Below are 21,795 nucleotides of genomic sequence, written 5' to 3' on the forward strand. Positions count from 1 at the left end.
TGTGCCTAAACTGCATACAATGTAACATCTTTATCCTGAATCGGATATGAACTACCTGGCATATAAATTATTTGTGCGTAAGCATCTTCATTGGTGGCAGGATCAATTACATTGGTATTTCGTGTTTCTGCCCAGCCCAGCAATATATGATTTGCTCGATTCATACTTGTCCCATCCGGTAGCCTGATTGCTTTGGCATCATAACTTCGTATCGGAGCAGGGCATATTTTTCCGTCATAGAAGTCCTGAAATCATCCACATTGATAAAAGAAAAGCCTGTTTCATTTCCGTTTTCTATCACAAAGTAAAGTTCTTTTCCAATATAATTTTCCAGTTGATCATAGATTCGAATAAGTGAAAGTCCTGCGTCAGGATCCTTTGGCATCTATTTTTTTAAATTTGGTTCTAAAGAAATACGGAGAATTACCTCCAACCTATCAGGTTGTTGGTTTTGACGATTCACCGATTGCGTCAGAATACCTTATACCATTCAGCACGATACATCAGCAAATCGATGTTCTTACTAAAGAAGCCATGGATATCCTCGTCATGCAGATGAAAAACCGTAAAAAGCGTCGCCCAGCTATTATGGAGACCCCCATTCACAAAACAGTACTACCCACTCTAATTAAACGTGAGACAACCATTTTTTAGTTTTTATCCAAAAGTCCCGGAATCCACATTACTGGCATTCCGGGACTTTTAACACGACAGCTGTTGACTGCCGGAAATGGTTAATTTGCTTCGTTTTTTACATATTTAAACTATTATTTGCGAATATCTACAAGTCCATTTTTTAGTATATTTTCAGAAAACTCATACGAGGCTCCATCACCGGTTACATTAAGATACAGATTTTCCAGGTCATTTTCATTTACGATCCAGGCCATGTTCAGCTGCACGCTTTCATCTGGCTTTATAGAGGAAATGTAGTTTCCGCCATTGCCATAATTTTCAGAGACATTATAATAAACCATTTCTCCGGTCTTTGCCATGCCATCCCAGGTGATGCGGTCATAGCCATCGCCGGACTGTTCCGTTGGAACGTAAATCTGTACTCTTCCATTTTCCTTTGTCATGGTTAGCAAAGCACCAAGATAAAGCATATGGTCGATTTCCTCATCTGAATTGTTTGTATAGGTCACTGTGGCATAAACCAGTTTCTGGTTCACAGCTTCTGACTTCACAATCTCATCCAGGGAATTGATTCCATCACCAGATTTTACATAATTCAATGTATTTGCAGACAGTTTTCCATCAGCCCCAATTGCTTCTGTCCATTCCTCCGGTATTTTGTCAGGCTCAAGAAGCTGAAGGTCATCTGCGATCTGGATGGAATCCACCTTTGCAGAAATGGTTTTCGTCAGATACTCACCATTTGTGTCTTCCCCAGTCGCATTCAGATCAAAGGTGTCACCGATCTGGTAAACAGGCAGCTCCTTCTCATTTACAGAAGTGATTATTTCATCATCATCATTTTCTATCTTTTCAGCTATCATGTCTTCACTCCAGGTAGGCATCCCGGCAGTTTTTACCATAGTTGTGTTTCCCGTAATCACCAGATTCTCAGCCACCTTTATGGCATCCTCTTTTGATACGTCATCTCCTATGTAGATCATAATCACACGGTATAAATCCGGGCAGACAAGGTAAATTCTCTGGTTAAAAGTTCCACTTTTGGCGATGCTATTATACTTTAGGTATACTCCCTGATATTCTCCAAATGTACGCTCCTCGCTATCAATAACATTCTGATCCTGCACAACCTGTCCCAGATCATTTTTATCCAACAGAACAGATGCAAAGCTAAACCCGCCGGTCTGTTCATGTTCCGGATACTGAAGATGATACTCGTCATTCCAGCTCATGCCTTTTGGAATGTATCTGGCAAACAGATTTACCTCTGGAACCTCATCTGGAAGCATGGTTTCCTTTGCCATGCTATCGGCATCAATTTTAACCGCTACACCATAAGCGCCCTGCTTCTCCAGAAACCAGTGATACAGATTTACACCTGCATATGCTGCTGTGGAAACTGCCAGCGTACAAGCAGCTGCTACAGCTGCGATTTTGGGAATCGTCCATGTTTTTCTTCTTTGAAGATTCATCACCTTTGTATCCTGTATCTGCTTTGCAACCTCATTTTGAATCATTTTATGGATAAAATCAGGTGTTTCGGGAATATCGCTTTTCATATCTTCTAATCTCATACCAGCACCTCCTGCAATTCCTGCCTTAATTTTCCCCTTGCCCTTGCAAGTCTCTTCTGAACAGCACCTTCCGATATTTCAAGGATCTGGGCGATTTCTCTTACGCTGAAATCTTCTATGTAATACAAAATAACGGGCAAACGCAGCTCCTCTTTTAAGGAATTTACAGCGGCATACAATTCGCTGTAATCCTTTGACTTTTCTGATTCCATTTCCAGTCTGTCCTCCAGATCTTCAAACGAAATAAACTTACTGGACTTACGTACGAGGTTGTAACATTCGTTGATCAAAATTCGGATCAACCAGGTACGGGCATATTTATCGTTTTTTAATGTGTCTATTTTGGAAAAAGCTTTTACAATTGTCTCCTGGATAGCATCTGCACAGTCCTGGTCACTGAATAAGATTGTTTTTGCAGTTGAGTATAATTGTCTTTCCGAATCCAGGATCAGATTTCCCAGTTGTTCTTTTGTCATTTAAATACCACCTCTTTTTCATGCCGGCCAGCTTTTTCTTTACATCTATTAGACGCATAGAAAACAAAAATATCCCCCAATAATTCATTTTCGCATAAATAATTATGATAAGCTGACTATGCAAATGCTAAACTAACAGTCCAAAAAAAACTAAACTAATTGTACTCTTGATACCTTCCTTATTTGCAAATTTGCAGTAAAATATAGATATAAAGAAAAAGGGAGGTACCAAAGATGAAATTATCACTTTCTGCAAATATAAGCAAGTTGCGAAAAGAACACGCTATGACACAGGAGCAGTTAGCGGAAGCTTTAGGCGTTACCTTTGCATCTGTCTCAAAATGGGAACGGGGTGTGGCGACGCCGGAATTAAACCTGATTGCGGAGATGGCAGATCTGTTTGAGGTGTCTATCGATGCGCTTATCGGATACCAGTTTAGAAACAATAACAGAGAAACTGTAATTACAAGGCTGAAGCAGTATTCTCACGACAGAGATACTGAGGATGTTTTTTCTGATGTTGAAAAGGCATTACAGTGTTATCCGAATTGTTTTGATGTTGTTTATTACAGTGCCAGAATCTACCGTTTAAGAGGACTGACGCAAAAGAATGCTGTTTATTCAAAGAAGGCGCTTTCCCTTTGTGAACGTGCATGTATACTGATCGGACAAAACAAAGATCCGGAGATAAGTGATGTTTCTGTTCGCAGGGAAATGGCTGAAATCCATTTTGCGCTTGGGGAATATGACAAAGGAATTGCATTATTGAAAGAGAACAATCCATGTCGGCTGAACCACTCTTCGATTGGAATGGTGCTTGCGTCCTCTTGCAATGATCCGGAGGGAGCACTTCCCTTTTTATCGAGGGCATTATTAGATTTAACTGTGACGCACTTTGAAATTGTGGTGGGATATATGAATGTTTTCTGTAAGACAAAAGATTATGCAAATGCTCTAGCTCTTGTGGATTGGGCTCTTGCCTTTTATCCCGGGCTAAAAGATCCCGAAAAACAGGGATATATGGACAAAAGCGAAGCATTTCTTTGGGCACTGCGAGCGGATGTTCTGCTGTCGCTGTGTAAAAAAGAAGAAGCAATCAACAGCCTTCGGCGAGCAAAGGATGTTGCATTGCACTTCGACGAATCACCAAATTACGATGTTTCAAGTATCCGATTTGTTTTCTGTAAGACTCCTGCAAGCGCTTTTGATGATTTTGGTGATACTGCCATGATTGGGGTTGATGAATTTATCAAAAGCCAGGAAAAAAGCGAGCTGAGCAATTTATGGAAGTGTGTCAGGGATGAATAACAATTACAAAGCCAAATGAAAAACTATACTGTGCAGTTTTATAAAAAGGGGGGCATGCTTTACGATTTTGCAATATACAACACACCTAATGTGCCAGGTCCACAATGACTTGATATAACACCACCTGCCCTGGTTTCCAATATCTCATCAAAAACGCCAAGCTCTTCCAGATAAGCCCGCACTTTCTCTACAGTTTCCTGTTTACAGCCAGAATGTGTTATGAATACACGTTCTGGTCTCGCATTTTTTAAATCTTTTTCCATATCTTTAACATAGTCCATGATAACAGAATTAATTTTCCCCCGGTATTTCTTAGAAGCATTCATGGCGCCATTTTCTACTATAATCCTGGGATGCAGTTTTAAAATACCTCCGGCCATAGCCGCTACTGCATTGCAGCGTCCACCGCGGTATAAATAGGTGAGGGTATCAACCACAAAGCTTGCTCGCACATTTGGCTTTAGCCTCTCTATCTCAGAAACAATCTGGGAAACTGTCCGGTTATTCTTTGCCATAATTGCAGCCTCTATTACAAGAAGACCGATACCTGTAGAAAGATTTGCAGAATCGATTACCTTTATCCTGTCAGAAGCCCCCAGCTCTTCAGCAGCAAGGCGCATCACATTTCCAGAGGTGGACATACCTGCTGAAATAGAAAAGCAGACAATTTCCCTTCCAGCCTCTGCATATGGGCGGAAAAGTTCCATGGCATCTGCCAGGGCAGGAGCAGAAGTTTTAGGCGTTGTCTTATTTGCGTCAGACCAGGTATAAATCTGATCCGGGGTAATGTTTTTTCCATCCCCATATTCTTTATCACCCAGAAGAATATGAAGTGGAAGAATGTCAATCTCGTATTTTCTCAATAATTCCTGCGAAAGGTCGCAGGTACTGTCTGAAATAATTTTTACCATATTCGTTTCTCCTCTGCCAACTCATTTTCTATCAGATTCCCGGCCTGCAAGAGCCAGAAATTTTTTATCAGACTGTATTCCCTGTGTCAGAAACCTTCCATCTCTGAATAGCGCATACGTTGTCACCGGTGCCGGAACGTTCTGTGCAGCTTCTCTGCTTGTAACATGAATTACCTTTAAAGAAATATTGTGTTCTTTTGCCACTTCCACTACACGAGGCACCCAGTAACAGGTAAAAGGACATTGATCTGTATAATAGAGAACAAATCCTTCCTCTTCTACTTTCGGGTGTCTTGCACATTCTTTGAATTTTGACGGCTCAGTATCTGTGTCAAATGGTAAATACATAAGATTGATTCCGCAGTCCGAAGTATCTGCAACAGAAAATCCCTTAAATTTTAAATATTTCGGGTCTGCCAGAAATTCTTTTTTTCGTCCTTCTGAAGACAGAATACAGACTCCCTTTTTCTCTTGTTCTTTTGCATCACGAATGCATTCATTCAGCAAATCATTGGAATAGCCGTGTCCTTTCATGGAACCGGAAACCCATAAGCAGTTAATGTATATATATCCGTCTGCATCAATGGGCACCCAGGCATTCTCAGCAGGAATATATTCAATAAAACACTTTCCGCGCTCTGCACTCCGATAAAAAACCAATCCTTCTTCAAAACGCTGTTTTAACCACTCTTTTTTTACGATACTGTTTTTTCCTGACATAGCACAGCAGATATGTTCCTTGTCAATGTTTTCTTTTGTAATTCTAATATAATGCATAATATCACCTTTCCCAGATATCATGATTGCTTAAATAACCTTGATCTAACACGCTTTCATAGCTTCCAGAGCCAGTTCATGACTCTCTGGCGTTACTCCTGCGCAACAGAGCGAATCTACAATGATTGGCACTTCCGGCAAAAATGGCTTCCAAAGGTAGTTTTATCAATGGGACCAGATTCCAGAAGCTCTGCAATCTCCTCCCTGATTTCCCAACCATAGGTACCGCGGATGCAATGCTCTACAGGAAGCCATATGAAATACGGCATGTTTTCTAAAAAGCCTATTTAAGCTAACTATATCACGTTATTGAGATTTCGTATACTGCAATAGGCTGATTTCAGCGTATATATTTTTGAAATTTTATATTTTCTATTGCATAAAAATAAGCCATTCAGTCAGAATTGCATCCAACCAAATGGCTACTTATATCAGTTTTCTCCTGCCATTTTTTTTGACATACCCAAATAAAACACAGCGCAAAATACCAGAGCAAACACAACACCAAATACATTCTGAATCACCCTGAGACTGACTGCACCCTTTAATCCATAACTCTCTGCAGCGATAGCCAAAGCGCCAAATGTATTAAATACAGCCTGCCAGCCATATTTTGCGGAAAATCCTACACCGATTCCGCCAAGGATTCCTATATATGCATAGATGGATGACGGAAGCAGGAAATACAATGCTGTAAAACAAAGAACTCCTGCAATATTTCCCACAATTCTTTTCTTCACTCTGTACTGCATGTCTTCCATAAACGGTAAGATCGCTGACATAGCTGCAATACCTGCCCACATTGCACGTGGCATTTTAAAAAGCTCTGCAATACAAAGTACAGCCGGTACACACAGGATCTGGCATAACTGCCATTTTGTCCTGGAAGAAGAGAGATCAAATTCCTGCAGTACATCCTGTATCTTTCTTTTATAAACCCGGTTTCTGTGATTCCGATAAAATACCAGACAGGTAAGTACAGCTCCTGCTGCCATTCCCACCAGTCTCATCTCATAGCTTTTCCCTGTTACGTCATATCCATACAGCAACAGATATCCAAGAACGAGTGTGGACTGATTAAACATAAATGGATTATGACAGCCGAACAGAATCAGCACTGCCAATGCAGCAATATTTAACAGCATTCCCGGTACCGGGGAAAGCTGATTTGCCAGATGTGGACACACAGTCATAACTGCGAAAAACAAAGCCAGAAGTATGGTAGACTGTCCGGTATGGATTCCGAGATCGGCATTTCGAAATACCATAAGACATAATAAGACAACGACACCTACAATACTGTTCTCATTTCCAAGCAGAATGCTGAAAATAGTAACAAATAAAAAACAAAACGCCATTGTGACCGCTACCTTCGCCATATATACAAACAGATGATAGATTTTTTCTTTTGCGGTCTCACTTTTTTTCAGCAGGTCTTTTGAACCTGCCTGATTCAACTGAAGTTCCTGATAAAATGTCATATAGCACCTCCCGTTTTTATGCAAATAGGCATTTTATCACAAACAGGAAGGTAATTCAAGAATGATTTTTAAGGAAATAATTACCTGGCCAGACTATTGCTTTCAATTCTGATCATACGATATCCGATTCCAATATGCGTCTGGATATATTGCACACCATTTTTTTCTGGTTCCAGTTTTTTTCGAAGTGTTGCCATAAAAACGCGGAGGGAAGCAATATCATTTTCAGAACACTGTCCCCAGATCTGCTGGGTAATAAATGTATGTGTCAATACTTTTCCCACATTACGGGATAAAAGGCAGAGCAGCTTATACTCAATAGGAGTCAGATGTAATTCTTCACCCTTCAGATATGCACAGCCAGCCGAATAATCGATCTCTAATTCACCATTTTTAAAAACAGAGGTTTCCTGCTGTTCTCCGGTCTGCGTTATTGCAAGTCTCCTTTGCGTAACACGAATACGCGCAAGCAATTCCTCCACGGAAAACGGTTTTGTAATATAATCATCTGCACCAGCGTCCAGTGCTTCAATTTTATCTGTATCCTCACTTCTGGCACTGATCACAATAATCGGCATGTTCGACCAGGTACGGATTTTCTTTATTACCTCTACCCCTTCCATATCTGGAAGCCCGAGATCAAGAAGAACAATATCCGGATGATGAGAGGAAGCTTCCAGAATGGCCGAAGAACCATTCTCTGCTGCCAGATATTTATAGTCATGTGTTTTTAGCGTCGTAATGATCAGATTTCTTATAGGTCTGTCATCCTCAACCACCAGAATTAATGTTTTATTCATTCAATGTCACCTCACTTAAAGGTAAAGTAAAAGTAAAATTACATCCATGGGGATCATGGTCCGTCAGAATCAGGGTTCCGTCATGGGCTTCTATAATAGAGTGACAAAGCGCCAGCCCCAGTCCCAGACTTCGGTGACTATCCGCAACTGTTGTTTTGCCGGTATAAAACATCTGGAAAATATGCGGCTTCATTTCTTCCGGAATCCCAGGTCCATTATCCTCCACGCTTATCTGCGCTTTTCCATCTGTTTTAGTTCCCCGGATGCTGATTACAGTACCTGGCGGCGTATATTTTATGGCATTGTCAATTAAATTTACCAGAACCTGTATAATAAGGCGGACATCCATACGTGCAAGAACAAGTTCTTCACAGTCAGTTACGATTTTATAATCGTCATGCTTCCGGCTGATATGCCGCAGAGCCTCTGCGATCACCTCATCAAGCAGCTGATCTGTAAATTTGAATTTCAGTCTTCCATCATTTAGCCTGGTAATGGAAAGCAGATTCTCCACAACTCCGATCAGCCATTCAGAATCATCATAAATGTCCGTATAGATCTGATGCTTTGTAGCTTCATCCAGCCGTTCACTGTTGCTAAGAAGCATGTCTGCATTGCCTGAAATGGAGCAAAGGGGAGTTCGAAGATCATGGGAAATTGCCCGAAGAAGATCTGCCCGCAACTGTTCGTTTTTTGCTATCACTGCATTTTTCTCTTTTTCCATGGCATTTTGTGCGTTTTCCATTGCAAGTGCACATTCATTTATCACGGACAGCAGGATACTGTATTCAAAAGAGTCCAGTGTTTCTTTCTGCAGCGGTATTCCTATTACTCCATAAACATTGTTCCCGCTCCGGATTGCCAGATATAAGCATTTGGCCTGTGGAAAATGATGTGTGGATGCACCGGCACGCTGTCTGTTTTCATAGGCCCATCTGGCTATCTTCTGTTCTTCAGGTGTTAAAAAATCTTCCGCGTCCTCTCTTTCCTCACCGGAAAAAAGCTTTCCCGCTGATAAAGCTCCGTTTTCTACTACATATGCTGTAATATTGCGGTTTAGCAGACGAAGAAGCTGTGTACAGGTGACATCAAGAATTTCTCTCTCTCCTTTAGCCTTTTGCAGCAAACGGTCTGTATCAAACAGAATCTGTGTACGAAAGGCAAGCTGTGTAGAAAGCTTTGCATGTGTTTTCAGCTTCGCCGCAAGTGCCCCTGTAAGTACGGATGAAATTAGCATTATGAAAAAGGTCACCGGATAACCCACCGCATAGGTCTGAAAAGACATCCTTGGTTCTGTCAGAAAAAAGCAAAATAAAAAGACACTTAAGAAAGAACCGGCCACACTGCATAGATAACCATCTGTCACAATGGAAGTAAGCAAAACTCCCAAAATGTATATGGTTACAATATTTGTATCTGTGAAATCCAGCTTCTGAAACAGCAGACCAATCAAAGTACATACTGCAAATATAAAAACTGTCAGAAAATAATCCTTTGCAGACGGTTTTTCCATATACCATGTAAATGACCGTTTCTGATAGTTTTCTGTTTTGACCGTATCCGGAATAATATGGATATCAATATCCGGTTCGTCTGTTTTTTTATTATCCTCTTCAATTCCCAGACTCATCCTGCCAGTCCCCTTTTCTGCCGTTTTTGCAATTATATCATGCGACTGTATTATGGTCAAAATCCTTTTTTTCATACCCGGACTGTCCATCAAGAATTATAATTTCAGCTTCCTTATATTCAATTTTACACTCATGAATCTCTCTTAACAATTCTTCATCCGAAAGAGTATTCAAAAACAATATCTTCGATGACTGCTGTTTTTCTTCCGTATTTTCCTGAATTTCACCCCAAAACTGATCTGCTTTATTTGCAATATAAAATCCAAGTCCAAACAAACAAAATACAGTAACAGCCAATATTCCTTCTGCCATTGTCTTCACCTCTATAGCAGCCTCTTTATAACAAATGACTATATTATATTCGGAAACATTTCTGAAGGGCTCTGTATTCCCCTAATACCAGTAATTTATGATTCTCTTCAAAATACGTATCCGGTGAAATTGCAATACCAAATTCTCCTTCATTTTTTACTGCCAGAATATTAATATTGTAGCGTTTTCTGATATCCAGTTCTCCTACTGTTTTTCCAACCCATTCTTCTGGAACTTCCACTTCAAAAATCGCATGGGATGCATCCACCTCCATATAGTCGAGGATGTGATCATCTGTGTAACGGATCGAGGCCCACTTTGCAACCTGCTTTTCCGGGTAAACCACTTTATCCGCACCATTGCGCAAAAGGAATTTTTCCTGAACATCACGCTCAGCCCTGGATATCACCAGTTTCGCTCCCAGTTCTTTCAGAAGGGAAGTTGTTTCAAGAGAATTCTGAAAGCTTCCTCCAATGGTTACAAAACAGATATCGTAATTTCCTATTCCAAGGGAACGTAAAAATTCAGCATTGGTACTGTCACCAATCTGCGCATTGGTCACAAATGGTAATGCTTTATCTACTCTCTCCTCATTCCAGTCAACTGCCATAATTTCATGTCCCAGCTGATTCAGCTGCTTAGCAATATGTCTTCCAAATCTTCCAAGTCCAATAAGCAATACATTTTTCATAATTATATTTTCTCCTTCTTATCCAACTGTTATTTTCTCCAGAGGCAGTTTTGCATTTCCCCTGTTTCTTCTTGAAAGCACCGCATAAATCAGAGTCAGACCACCTACACGCCCCAGATACATCAGTATAATCAGCACAATTTGCGAAAACATATGAAGCTTCGGTGTAATTCCCAGTGTGAGTCCTACTGTTCCCACAGCTGAAGCAGCTTCATACAGGCAGTCTAAAAGAGGAAGCTCTTCATATACACTGATTGCAAGTCCGCCGCAAAAAAATAACGTAAAATAAAGCATGGCTATTGTCGCCGCATTTTTTATCACATGGTATTCCAGCCTCCTGCCAAAAGCCCCTGCATTTTCCTGGCTTCGGAATGTGGCAATTGCATTTAACAAAAGAACTGTAAACGTTGTGGTTTTCATTCCACCAGCTGTAGAACCAGGTGAACCGCCAATCAGCATTAACAATATCATAACAGCTTTTGAGGCTTCACTCATCTTTGAAATATCAATCGTGTTAAATCCGGCAGTTCTTGTAGTTACCGATTGGAACGCCGCAGCTAATAAGCGATTCCCTGCGGATAGATTTTTTAAATCACAGGTGAAGAAAAAAATAATCGGAATTAAAATCAGGCATGCAGTAGTCACAAGGATAATCTTGCTTTGCATGCGATAACGTTTAAACTTCATTTTGTTGGTATAAATATCGTCCCAGGTGAGAAAACCGATTCCCCCTATGATGATCAGAAGCATAATCACTACATTTATAAGAACATTTGCAGAATACCCTGTCAGGGAAGGAAAAGGATTTGCAGATGTTCCCAGAATATCAAAGCCTGCATTACAAAAAGCGGAAATAGAATGAAAGACTGACAGCCAAATTCCCTTTCCTTTGTAATCCCATAAAAAAACCGGCAGCAGTAACACTGCCCCTGCAGCTTCAATCAAAAATGTCCCCTTTAAAATAAACCTTGTCAATCTGACGATTCCGCCAACCTTAGGCGCGGAAATCGCATCCTGCATGGTACTTCTCTGCATAAGGGATATTTTTTTACCGGAAAGAAGGGAAACAGATGCAGCCACCGTTACCACTCCCAGACCGCCTATTTGTATGAGTATAAGAATAATCGTCTGTCCTGCCAGAGACCAGTAGCTTCCGGTATCCTTTACTACAAGCCCGGTTACACATACCGCCGAAGTGGCTGTAAAAAGAGCCTCATGAAACGGAGTTGGTATTCTATCTACAGATGAAAATGGAAGCATTAAAAGAATGCTTCCCAAAAGGATCACTCCTGCAAATCCCAGAATTATTAGCTGAAAAGATGTCAGATGTTTTTTCTTATATGATTTTTCCGGCATAAATGATCAAAACTCCTTACGAATGATTACTTTTTTGTTGCACCCATTATATATAATTGCCTTTAAAGATGGTATAAGAGTATTTGATTCTGTATTAAGATTGTATAAAGATGTGTTTCCGCCATATTCAGCCTGAATTCGGTTGCCGTAGCAAAAAAATAAGCCATTCAGTCAGAAACATATCCAACCAAATGGCTTTTATTCTTATCTTCTATCCAGTATTTTATCAAATCGCCTGAAGAAAGTTGAAGTTGTAATGATTGCTGCCAGTATATCGCTGATTGGTTCAGCCAGAAAAACGGCAAATACCTTATTCTGAATGAAAAGCGGCAGAATAAAGATCAGCGGAATCAACAGGATCAGTTTTCTTAAGCATGCAAGCAGCAGACTGACCTTCGCCTGTCCCAGTGCCATAAAGCTCTGCTGACAGGAAACCTGGAATCCCAGTGAAAAAATACCAGCCATATAGATTCTCAGTGCCCATGCGGTATACGTGATCAGATCCGTATCATTGGAGAAAATACCTGCAAAGAGCCTGGGAAACAGAAGCATGATCAGCCAGAAGCAGCCGGTAAAAACCGTGCAGACTGTAAACTGCGTAAAAAATGCTTTTTTAACACGCTCTTTATTGCCGGCACCGAAATTATAACTCATGATCGGCTGTCCGCCCTGGCATATTCCCTGCAGCGGTAAGGTTGCAAGCTGGCTGACACTTGTGATAATGGTCATGGCTCCAACCGCAAGATCTCCGCCATATCTTGAAAGGCTGGAGGTGAAACTGATGGACAGAATACTTTCTGTAGACAACATGACAAAAGTGGATATTCCAAGCCCCAGGCATGGTAAGATAATATTTTTTTGTAATTTGAAATTCTCTTTCCTGAGATGGAGAATGGTCTTTTTTCCTGACAGGAAACGAAGAATCCAGATGGCACCAACAGCCTGACTCAAAACAGTAGCAATTGCAGCACCGCTTACGCCCAGATCAAATACAAAAATAAAAACAGGATCCAGAATAATGTTGATCACCGCACCGATCACAGTGGTCATCATACTGATCTTTGCAAATCCCTGTGTGGTGATAAATGGATTCATTCCCATTACGATCAGGACAAAAATACTTCCCAGTATATAGATTCTTGCGTATGACACTCCATAAGGAAGGGTCTTATCACTAGCACCAAATATTGTCAGAAGCTGTGGAGCAAAAGCGAAAAAAATCACCGTAAGAGCCACAGCCATAAGAATAAGAAGCGAGAAACAGTTTCCAAGAATCTTTTCCGCTGTCGCATTGTCCTTTTTCCCCATGGAAATTGCGGCTCTGGGAGCACCGCCTGAACCTGCGAGCATGGCAAAGGCATTGATCAGCATAAGAATTGGCGTAAATAACCCCACACCGGTTAATGCTGCCGCACCAACACCGGGAATGTGTCCAATATAAATACGGTCTACAATGTTGTACAAAAGGTTAATGATCTGTGCCACAACAGCAGGAATTGCAAGCTGCGCCAAAAGACGTGGGATTTTTTCCGTTTCCATTGCCTGTGTATTAGATTTACTACTCATATCTGTTTTCTCCTGACAAATTTTTTGACATAAACCAATAAAATATAAACGAATTATGTCTTCTGATTTTAACTCATATATTTGTCAATATCAAGCTTCTTTTTTGATTTTGCAACGATCAAGGATGCGGCTGTTGCTCATTGCACGCATCCTTCCTCCACTGATCAACAGCCTGTTTACAGCTTATGTTTTCTCCTCCAGATACAATCCTTAAGTACATTTACAAGCCTCGCCGGTTCAAGGGGTTTGGTAAGATGCTCATCCATGCCGGATATCCGGCTGTTTATAATGTCTTCTGCAAATGCATTGGCACTCATGGCAATAACCGGTACACGCTCTGCATCTGATCTTTTCATGGAACGAATTCTCCGGGTAGTATCCCAGCCGTTTAAGTTTGGCATCATGATATCCATTAAAATCACGTCATAATAGCCTGGCTCGGACTTTTCAAATTTTCCAATTGCCTCCAGTCCGTCTTTGGCGCAATCCACAATTATTCCATTATCTTCCAGCATAAAGCTGGCGATTTCCATGTTCAGTTCATTATCCTCAACTACCAGTGCACGCAGACCTTCAAGGGAAATCGTATTCGGATCCTTTACAAAATCCTCCAGCTTCCGGGCTTTTTCTGCTTCTCCGATTTTGAACGGAATTGTCATGACCACAGTTGTGCCGGTTCCCTCTTTACTTTCGATCCGGATTGTGCCACCCATTCTGTCTGTCAGCTTCTTTGCAATGGAAAGTCCCAGTCCGGTACCTTCATATTTCGACCGGCTGGTCTCCTTCTCCTGGGTAAAAAGATCAAACGCATGTGCCACAAACTCCTGGCTCATACCAGGACCATTATCTGCACAGCCAAATTCATACACTACCTGCTTTTCATCCGCAAATTTCTCCTTACACCATACATGAATCCTTCCGCCTGGTTTCGTAAATTTCACCGCATTATCAGAAATCGCATTCAGAAGCCGTTCCAGATAAACAGGATTTCCGGTTAATAATATATAACTTAGCTTTGATCTTTCCCAATCCACGATGTATTCTATATTTTTCTCAGCTGCCTGAAGCTGCTTTTCTGTGTTGCTCCTGCTCAGGATTTCTGTCAGATCAAAAGTAAGCTCCTGGTCAACAATATCTCCCGACTCCAGTTTATTCATATCCAGTATATCATTTACAAGAGAAACCAGATATCTGGAGGATTCCATGATCTTATCCCTGCATTTCTGCTGCATTTCAGGGTCATTGGGATAACGGTTTGCCAATTCGATCATACCTATGATCCCATTCATGGGAGTTCGGATATCATGGCTCATATTAGACAGAAATCTGGTTTTAACCGCCGCATCCTTCTTCGCTTCTGCAGCCTGGTATATAAGAGTCTGCTCCCTTCTCTTCGCATCACTGATACTTCGGATTGCACAAAGAACATGGGTCAGGCGGCCGTTTTCATCCCTTTTCTTTTCAATAAAGCGCAGACTATGCCAGCTTCCATCCTTCATCCGGTATTCCATAACGACAGATTCTTCGTCTTTCATTCGTTCAGGCAGTGTAGAGATATCTGTAAATCTGTAAAAAGCATCCTGATACTCTTCTGCAACCAGTTCACTGCAAACTTTTCTATTGCTTTCAGACAAAATGCCTGAATGAATATATTTCAAATGCTCCACATCCCTGTTGGAAATTTCCTCAAAATAATCTGCCTGGATATCAATTCTGGAAATATACTGGTATGTTCTGGCAATGGAGGAAATGATCTCATTTCCCAATCTGGCCTCATCCAGAGCTTTTCGCAGTTTCTCCTGGATTTCCTTCTCTTTGTAAAGGATATTGTCTATATTGCGATATCCAAGAAAAGCATTAAAGGTCTCATCATCTGTCTTTCCCTTCACTACATAGGCTTCATAATAGCTATCTTTCCCTTCCTTTGAAACACTGTGGTAATGGTAAGTAAACTTCTCTTCATGTAAAAGCCTTCTTTTCATATTTGCGCAAAGATGCCAGTCTATAAACTCTTCTTTCTCTTCATCCAGAATAAAATTGTCTGCATATCTTCTCACATATTCATCAAAATTTTCAGCCGGATGGGGATCTTTCTCCGCCAGCTGCCTGGCATTGGTATTCGCATCCAGTCTCAGTATTTCATATTTGCCGGAATTAAGCTCTATCCGGTATAAGGATACATACTCGGACAATAATCTGCTTAAAACATATTGTTCTTTCACCGGATAATCATTTACATCCTGCCTTTGATCGTCTGTCTTTGTTTTTTCTCGTGAAAGCATAATACCGTTTTAAATTTATCCTTTCTTTTGCTGTTAACATTTGTTTTTGCATGCCAGGCATAAACCACCACGGACGTTTCTGGTGGAGCCGCATAACTTGCAAACCTCTGTTATTTCCGGCTTCCAATCGCTGTCCAGCCTCTTCAGGCCTCCGCTGACCTGATCCAATGCTTCATCATCCAACTCAACAACTGCCTGACTCACAGGCTTCATGCTCTCTTTTTTGTCATTCGCTTCTTTCATAATAGTTTCCTCCTGTATATGATTTTAATACGATTTCACTTTTTACTATAGTCAATTATACAATTTTTCACCTGTGTCTTCAACTATTTTTTGGCATTTTAACCAAAATGTGACTGGTCACTGGTAACGTTTCTTCAAAAAATCCTCCGGAAATAATATCTCTGTTTATTCACGCCTGCTTCGTCTGTACTCCATAGCAGTCATACCGCAAGATTTCCGAAAACTCTGCGCCAGATAGCTCTGGGAAGAAAAGCCTGCAAGATGGGCAATGTCAGAAATATCATGATCTGTATTTTCCAGAAGATTTTTGCAAACCTCAATCCTGCGCCGGTTCAGATAATTAATGGGAGAAATCCCATAATATCGTGTAAACTCGTGGCTTAGATAATATTTGTTCAGATGACTTAATGCCGCCAGCTGATCCAGATTGATATCTTCCCCATAGTTAGAATCCAGATAGCGCTTGACCTGTGCACACTCCTTACTTGGATGAAAAGAAGGCACCAGCTGGAAGCCGGAATCTGTTATCCTGCGAAGCTGGGCAATAAGAATGGAGAGCGTATGTCTGCAAATCTCTTCATAACCCTCTTTTTTCTCATCTAATTCCTGAAAAAGGGAGTGGAAATAAAACAAAAGATCTGTATTAATCTTCCGGCAGTTGAAAATCTGGAATTCCTTCTGATCCCGGAAAGAAAAACTAATTCCATCCACTCCTACAGTATAATAAGAAAGGGGCGCAGCGCTCTGAGAAGTTTCCGTGTGCAGGATATGTGGATTGATAATGACCAGATCGTCCCTGGCAATGGAAAACCGCTGATTTTCTATAAGAAATTCGCCGCTTCCTCTGGAAACATAAAAAAGCTCCGTAAAAGCGTGGGTATGGGGAATGCTGGGCCAGTCCTCTTCGTATCTGGAGGATGAGGCATTCACCAGAACTGCTTCTGTAGAAAGTGGATTATCATTGGAAAAAGAAAAGGAACGTGTACTCATAGATTCTCCTTATGTATCATAAACTATAGTTTGTTGTCTGCGCTGTCGGCTCCCGATATTCCGAATACAGCGTTTTCAAACAACAGGGAATAAACACTCGCACACTTAGAGTACCATAGAACGGAAAATACAGCAATATTTCTAAAAACCTTAGCAACAACTCTGTTGAAAAACAGCTGTCAAAAACGTATTCTTATATTACAGAAAAAAACAACTATCAAACAATGTTAACAACCCTTGTAAATAAAAAAAAGAAAAGCGAGGTCGCAAAATGGAACAGAAAAAAGGCAGAGTTACTATTCCTACCAACCTGGATGTGGTAAAGGAAACACTGGATATTATGAATGAGTGGGGCGCAGATGCCATCCGTGACTGTGATGGAACCGAATTCCCACAGGAGCTGAAGGACACTGGTGCGAAAATCTACGCTACCTACTACACCACCCGAAAGGACAATGCCTGGGCAAAGGCTAATCCGGATGAGATCCAGCAAATGTACATTATGAGTTCTTTCCACACCGCAACATCAGACAAACTGGAAATCCACCTTATGGACCACCTGTACCCGGATATGCTGAAGGTGAACACACGCGATGATATCACAAAGTGGTGGGAAGTAATCGACCGTACCACAGGAGCAGTGGTTCCGGCAAGTCAGTGGCATTATGATGAAACGAGCGGAAATGTGGTAATTACACCTGTAAAACCGTTCCATGAGTATACCGTCAGCTTCCTGGCTTATATTATGTGGGATCCGGTACATATGTACAATGCAGTGGTAAACGACTGGAAAGATGTAGAGCCGCAGATCACCTTTGATGTGCGCCAGCCAAAGACAAGAACTCATTCCCTGGAGCGCCTCCGCAGATTCCTTGACACCCACCAGTATGTGGATGTGGTACGCTTCACCACCTTTTTCCATCAGTTCACCCTGATCTTTGATGAGCTGGCAAGGGAAAAATATGTAGACTGGTTCGGTTATTCCGCATCTGTCAGTCCATATGTGCTGGAGCAGTTTGAAAAAGAGGTTGGTTATCCCTTCCGCCCGGAATACATTATCGACCAGGGCTACATGAACAATACCTATCGCATTCCATCTAAGGAATTCAAGGACTTCCAGGCATTCCAGCGCCGCGAGGTCGCGAAGCTTGCAAAGGAAATGGTAGACATTGTCCATGAATATGGCAAAGAAGCCATGATGTTCATGGGTGACCACTGGATCGGCATGGAGCCATTTATGGATGAGTTTGCTTCCATCGGTCTTGATGCTGTGGTTGGAAGTGTAGGAAATGGTGCAACCCTGCGTCTGTTCAGCGATATTAAAAATGTAAAATACACGGAAGGACGATTTCTTCCATACTTTTTCCCGGACACCTTCCACGAAGGTGGAGACCCGGTGAAAGAGGCGAAGGTAAACTGGGTAACTGCAAGGCGTGCCATTCTCAGAAGCCCCATCCAGAGAATTGGTTATGGCGGATATCTGAAGCTGGCTCTTCAGTTCCCGGATTTTGTCCAGTACATTAAAGAGGTCTGCCAGGAATTCCGCACCCTTTATGATAATATCCAGGGTGTGACTCCTTACTGCGTGAAACGTGTTGCTGTGTTAAACTGCTGGGGGCGCATGCGTTCCTGGGGCAATCATATGGTACATCACGCAATCTATTACAAACAGAATTACTCTTACTTTGGCATTATTGAGGCATTAAGCGGTGCACCCTTTGATGTATCCTTTATCAGTTTTGATGATATTCTGGCAGATAAGGATCTGCTGAAAAAATTTGATGTTGTGATCAATGTAGGGGATGCGGATACTGCGCAAAGCGGCGGCGAGTACTGGGTAAATGAAACCATTATTACTGCTGTAAAGGAGTTCGTTTACAATGGCGGCGGTTTCATCGGAGTTGGCGAGCCTGCAGCCCATCAGTGGCAGGGAAAATTCTTCCAGCTGGATGATGTACTGGGTGTGGAAGAAGAAAGAGGCTTCAATTTAAATACCGATAAATACAACTGGGAGGAACACAGAGACCACTTTATTCTGGCTGATGCAGAAGGTGATGTGGACTTCGGTGAGGGCAAAAAGAATATTTTTGCGCTTCCGGAAACCCGGATCCTGATCCAGAATGACCATGAGGTACAGATGGCAGTAAAAACCTTTGGAAAAGGCCGCGGTGTTTACATCAGCGGACTTCCATACAGCTTCAGAAACAGCCGTGTGCTCTACCGTGCGGTTCTCTGGTCTGCATCTGCCGAGGACGAACTGAACCGATGGTATTCCACCAATTATAATGTAGAGGTCCACGCTTATGTAAAGAATGGCAAGTACTGTGTCGTAAACAATACTTACGAGTCACAGGATACAGTCGTCTATAAAGGAGATGGCAGCAGCTTCCCGCTTCATATGGATGCAAACGAAATTAAATGGTACCAGATTTAATAGTCATAGGTTTATTATAATTAAACCACATCATATTTCAATAATTCTGTCACGAAGTGTTGGAAAATGGCGCGAATGGTATTATAATAAACCTATCACAAAACAAAGGAAACCATTATGAGAATTGCAATTGTTGATGACATTAAAGAAGAGCGTGACAAGCTCGCAGACGTACTGACGAAACAACTTTCCAGACGTGGGATTCACGTAAATTTATTTGAATTTGAAAATGGAGAAGATTTTCTTATTGCGGCAAAGGAACGTCCTTTCACCGTCGTTTTTCTGGACATCTACATGAGTGGTGCAAATGGGATCGAGACTGCCAGAGAGCTTCGGACATTTGACTCGGATGCACTTTTAATTTTTACTACCACTTCTACGGATCATGCTCTGGATGGGTTCAAGGTCCGTGCCATGCACTACCTTGTGAAGCCATATCCCGAAAATGAAATTTCAGACCTGATCGATGAGGTTCTTTCCCGGATCCCGGATTCCGGAAAATACATAGATATAAAAGTAAATGGAAGCAATGTACAGGTTCCGTTTCGACATATTATATACGCAGAACATTTTTCCCATATGATCCATATTCACACTACCGGCGGCAAAGAGCTGATCACCCGCCAGTCCTTCGAAGCCTTTACTGCATCCCTGAAAATGGATCCAAGATTTTATCTTTGCAGCAGAGGCGTTGTGATCAATCTGGAGCATGCTGTTGATTTTGATGGAGCCCTGTTTATCCTGGACGATGAAACCCGGATTTCCGTCAGCCGGAAGCTGGTTAAAAATGCAAGACAGACTTTTATGGATTTTCTGTTTCAAAGGGGACATTGAATATGAATACTATATTAAGACCTGTTCTGGAGCTTACGGTAATGATTTCTGGTCTGTTCCTTGCCTATCTGCCGGTACAGACATATCTGAAACAACCGCCCGGCAGACTGGCTGCATGGCTTGCACCTCTTCTGGCAGGAATCTGTCTCCTGGAAGGAGGATTTTGTTACTTTCTTAACATCCCTACCAGCTCAGTGCTTTTTCCCACTCTGCTGGTACTGATGCTGATCTATCACAAAAGCCTGACTATCTCTATCTGGAAATCCGGCAGCATTTTTCTGGCAGTATGTGCGGTCTTTGCCTGTGTAAACAGCCTTTCCAGAGCAGTAAATGCCATTGTGGCAGAAAGACTTGGACTTCCAGAAACAGAAATCTGGTTTCACACCAGTGCCGGTATTTTTTACAATGTAATATGTCTTCTGTTCGTTGCTGCCGCCTGGTACCCAGCCTCCCATGCAGCCCGCACTATGATTGATGACGAAAATTTAGCCCAGACCTGGTATGTTTTCTGGATACTGCCACTGATTTTTATAGGTCTGAACCTGTTTATGATTCCCAAATATGAGGGAACTCTGTATACCGGACGTATTTTGCAGGGCTACATTGTGATCAGCCTGGTGCTTCTTATAATTCTCATGCTGTTTTACACAATGTTTCTTATGATGGCCAACAGCCTGAATAAAAATGCAAGGCTTCAGCAGGAAAACCATTTTCTCTCCCTTCAGCAGGCACGATATGAGAACCTTTGCTCTGCCATAGAGGAGGCAAGACAGGCACGACATGATATCCGCCATCACTTTTTGCAGCTTTCTTCCCTGGCTGAAAAGGGAGATCTGGAAAAAATAAAAGAATATCTTTCCAATGCAAACAGTAAAATCCCAGACTACAACCTGCATTTTTGTGAAAACCAGGCGGCTGATAGCGTGATCAGCCATTATGCCGCTCTGGCAAAACGGGAGAACATTCCTTTCCAGGCAAATGCAGCTCTGCCAGCCCACATTTCCATAGACCAGATCGATATGTGCCTGGTTCTCTCCAACCTTCTGGAAAATGCTCTGGAAGCCAGCCTGAAAGCAAAGCCTTTCAACAGGAGAATCCATGCAGAGGTTTACCTTCATCATAAGCACCTTCTCCTGATCCAGGTGGAAAATACCTTTGAAGGGAAAATACAGGAGAAAAATCATATTTTCCAGTCGTCCAAGCGTCCCGGAAACGGAGTGGGAATCCAGTCTGTCCGCCACATTGCAGAAAAAAACGGAGGAGACAGCAGCTTCACTTATGAAAATGGTGTTTTTACTGCAAAAATTATGCTGCGCATACAGAAAACAGCCGTTTCTCATCTATAAGCAAAGCAGAGAGGTTTCATGCAGACACACTCTGGAGCGTATCTGAAAAATCATTCTCGCAATCTGCACGCCCCACTTTGCAGTATATTTTCCCTGAATCCAACAAAAAAAGAAAGCTGCAGAACAATATCAAAAATGATACTGTCT

At 41.7% G+C, this 21,795-nt stretch carries 22 protein-coding genes and 1 pseudogene; 5 read left to right on the top strand and 18 right to left on the bottom strand.

Annotated elements, in window-relative coordinates:
• Positions 1-5 precede the first annotated feature (5 nt).
• Positions 6-164 carry a hypothetical protein gene (locus LIZ66_RS04600; protein WP_173771427.1) on the bottom strand — a complete coding sequence of 53 codons (159 nt, stop codon included), beginning with the start codon at positions 162-164 and terminating at the stop codon, positions 6-8.
• On the bottom strand, positions 161-385 hold the full coding sequence (locus tag LIZ66_RS04605) for a hypothetical protein (RefSeq protein ID WP_227200525.1): 225 nt from the start codon (positions 383-385) through the stop codon (positions 161-163). The genes LIZ66_RS04600 and LIZ66_RS04605 overlap by 4 nt, the downstream gene beginning before the upstream one ends.
• Here LIZ66_RS04605 and LIZ66_RS19815 point away from each other — a divergent pair.
• Positions 355-654: a substrate-binding domain-containing protein gene (locus LIZ66_RS19815; protein WP_148462035.1), complete on the top strand. Its 300-nt coding sequence runs from the start codon at positions 355-357 to the stop codon at positions 652-654. The genes LIZ66_RS04605 and LIZ66_RS19815 overlap by 31 nt on opposite strands.
• 113 nt (positions 655-767) lie before the next feature.
• On the opposite strand, the gene LIZ66_RS04615 is transcribed toward LIZ66_RS19815, so the two are convergent.
• Positions 768-2,210 (bottom strand): hypothetical protein, encoded by a 1,443-nt coding sequence (locus LIZ66_RS04615; RefSeq protein ID WP_148462034.1) that lies wholly within the window; start codon positions 2,208-2,210, stop codon positions 768-770.
• Entirely contained in the window at positions 2,207-2,686 is a 480-nt protein-coding gene (locus LIZ66_RS04620) for a sigma-70 family RNA polymerase sigma factor (RefSeq protein ID WP_118578087.1), read from the bottom strand. The genes LIZ66_RS04615 and LIZ66_RS04620 overlap by 4 nt, the downstream gene beginning before the upstream one ends.
• A 234-nt stretch (positions 2,687-2,920) precedes the next feature.
• Between LIZ66_RS04620 and LIZ66_RS04625 the strand changes: the two genes are divergently transcribed.
• On the top strand, positions 2,921-3,994 hold the full coding sequence (locus LIZ66_RS04625; protein ID WP_227200492.1) for a helix-turn-helix domain-containing protein: 1,074 nt from the start codon (positions 2,921-2,923) through the stop codon (positions 3,992-3,994).
• Between the two features lie 59 nt (positions 3,995-4,053).
• Here the strand turns inward: LIZ66_RS04625 and LIZ66_RS04630 are convergent, their stop codons facing one another.
• The 13 genes and pseudogenes from LIZ66_RS04630 to LIZ66_RS04690 form a co-directional block, all read right to left on the bottom strand.
• A complete protein-coding gene (locus tag LIZ66_RS04630) occupies positions 4,054-4,905 on the bottom strand; it encodes a DegV family protein (protein ID WP_227200495.1) in 852 nt (283 codons plus the stop codon).
• A gap of 21 nt (positions 4,906-4,926) precedes the next feature.
• Complete coding sequence (locus LIZ66_RS04635; RefSeq protein WP_187564821.1) at positions 4,927-5,682, bottom strand: YoaP domain-containing protein; 756 nt, start codon at positions 5,680-5,682, stop codon at positions 4,927-4,929.
• Between the two features lie 45 nt (positions 5,683-5,727).
• A pseudogene (locus LIZ66_RS19020) lies at positions 5,728-5,933 on the bottom strand (amidase); the annotation flags it as partial.
• A gap of 180 nt (positions 5,934-6,113) precedes the next feature.
• Positions 6,114-7,163 carry an FUSC family protein gene (locus tag LIZ66_RS04645; RefSeq protein WP_173717784.1) on the bottom strand — a complete coding sequence of 350 codons (1,050 nt, stop codon included), beginning with the start codon at positions 7,161-7,163 and terminating at the stop codon, positions 6,114-6,116.
• Between the two features lie 80 nt (positions 7,164-7,243).
• Positions 7,244-7,963, bottom strand: a complete 720-nt coding sequence (locus LIZ66_RS04650) for a response regulator (protein ID WP_118578082.1) — start codon at positions 7,961-7,963, stop codon at positions 7,244-7,246.
• On the bottom strand, positions 7,956-9,593 hold the full coding sequence (locus LIZ66_RS04655) for an ATP-binding protein (RefSeq protein ID WP_227200496.1): 1,638 nt from the start codon (positions 9,591-9,593) through the stop codon (positions 7,956-7,958). Before LIZ66_RS04655 ends, LIZ66_RS04650 begins: the two co-directional genes overlap by 8 nt.
• A gap of 37 nt (positions 9,594-9,630) precedes the next feature.
• The gene (locus LIZ66_RS04660) at positions 9,631-9,906 is read right to left on the bottom strand and encodes a hypothetical protein (RefSeq protein ID WP_148462027.1); all 276 of its coding nucleotides are present in this window, start codon (positions 9,904-9,906) and stop codon (positions 9,631-9,633) included.
• Between the two features lie 43 nt (positions 9,907-9,949).
• Positions 9,950-10,597: a potassium channel family protein gene (locus tag LIZ66_RS04665; RefSeq protein ID WP_173735587.1), complete on the bottom strand. Its 648-nt coding sequence runs from the start codon at positions 10,595-10,597 to the stop codon at positions 9,950-9,952.
• An 18-nt stretch (positions 10,598-10,615) separates the two neighbouring features.
• Positions 10,616-11,953 (bottom strand): TrkH family potassium uptake protein, encoded by a 1,338-nt coding sequence (locus LIZ66_RS04670; protein ID WP_173717782.1) that lies wholly within the window; start codon positions 11,951-11,953, stop codon positions 10,616-10,618.
• A 204-nt stretch (positions 11,954-12,157) separates the two neighbouring features.
• Positions 12,158-13,519, bottom strand: coding sequence for an MATE family efflux transporter (locus LIZ66_RS04675; RefSeq protein ID WP_118578079.1), 1,362 nt, complete (start codon positions 13,517-13,519; stop codon positions 12,158-12,160).
• 176 nt (positions 13,520-13,695) lie between these two features.
• Positions 13,696-15,801 carry an ATP-binding protein gene (locus LIZ66_RS04680; RefSeq protein ID WP_195991023.1) on the bottom strand — a complete coding sequence of 702 codons (2,106 nt, stop codon included), beginning with the start codon at positions 15,799-15,801 and terminating at the stop codon, positions 13,696-13,698.
• 33 nt (positions 15,802-15,834) lie between these two features.
• The gene (locus tag LIZ66_RS04685) at positions 15,835-16,044 is read right to left on the bottom strand and encodes a hypothetical protein (RefSeq protein ID WP_187564817.1); all 210 of its coding nucleotides are present in this window, start codon (positions 16,042-16,044) and stop codon (positions 15,835-15,837) included.
• A gap of 165 nt (positions 16,045-16,209) precedes the next feature.
• Positions 16,210-17,034: a helix-turn-helix domain-containing protein gene (locus LIZ66_RS04690; protein ID WP_148462020.1), complete on the bottom strand. Its 825-nt coding sequence runs from the start codon at positions 17,032-17,034 to the stop codon at positions 16,210-16,212.
• 271 nt (positions 17,035-17,305) lie between these two features.
• On the opposite strand from LIZ66_RS04690, the gene gnpA reads away from it, so the two are divergent.
• From gnpA to LIZ66_RS04705, 3 genes are all read left to right on the top strand, one after another.
• The gene (gene gnpA / locus LIZ66_RS04695) at positions 17,306-19,468 is read left to right on the top strand and encodes a 1,3-beta-galactosyl-N-acetylhexosamine phosphorylase (protein WP_227200498.1); all 2,163 of its coding nucleotides are present in this window, start codon (positions 17,306-17,308) and stop codon (positions 19,466-19,468) included.
• 117 nt (positions 19,469-19,585) lie between these two features.
• Entirely contained in the window at positions 19,586-20,302 is a 717-nt protein-coding gene (locus LIZ66_RS04700) for a LytR/AlgR family response regulator transcription factor (protein ID WP_118578074.1), read from the top strand.
• 2 nt (positions 20,303-20,304) lie between these two features.
• A complete protein-coding gene (locus LIZ66_RS04705) occupies positions 20,305-21,648 on the top strand; it encodes a sensor histidine kinase (protein WP_227200499.1) in 1,344 nt (447 codons plus the stop codon).
• Here LIZ66_RS04705 and LIZ66_RS19820 read toward each other — a convergent pair.
• Positions 21,643-21,747, bottom strand: a complete 105-nt coding sequence (locus LIZ66_RS19820; protein WP_308768381.1) for a DUF6783 domain-containing protein — start codon at positions 21,745-21,747, stop codon at positions 21,643-21,645. The genes LIZ66_RS04705 and LIZ66_RS19820 overlap by 6 nt on opposite strands.
• Positions 21,748-21,795 lie beyond the last annotated feature (48 nt).

It is taken from the genome of Blautia faecis (genome assembly GCF_020554845.1).
Lineage (GTDB): Bacteria > Bacillota > Clostridia > Lachnospirales > Lachnospiraceae > Blautia_A > Blautia_A faecis.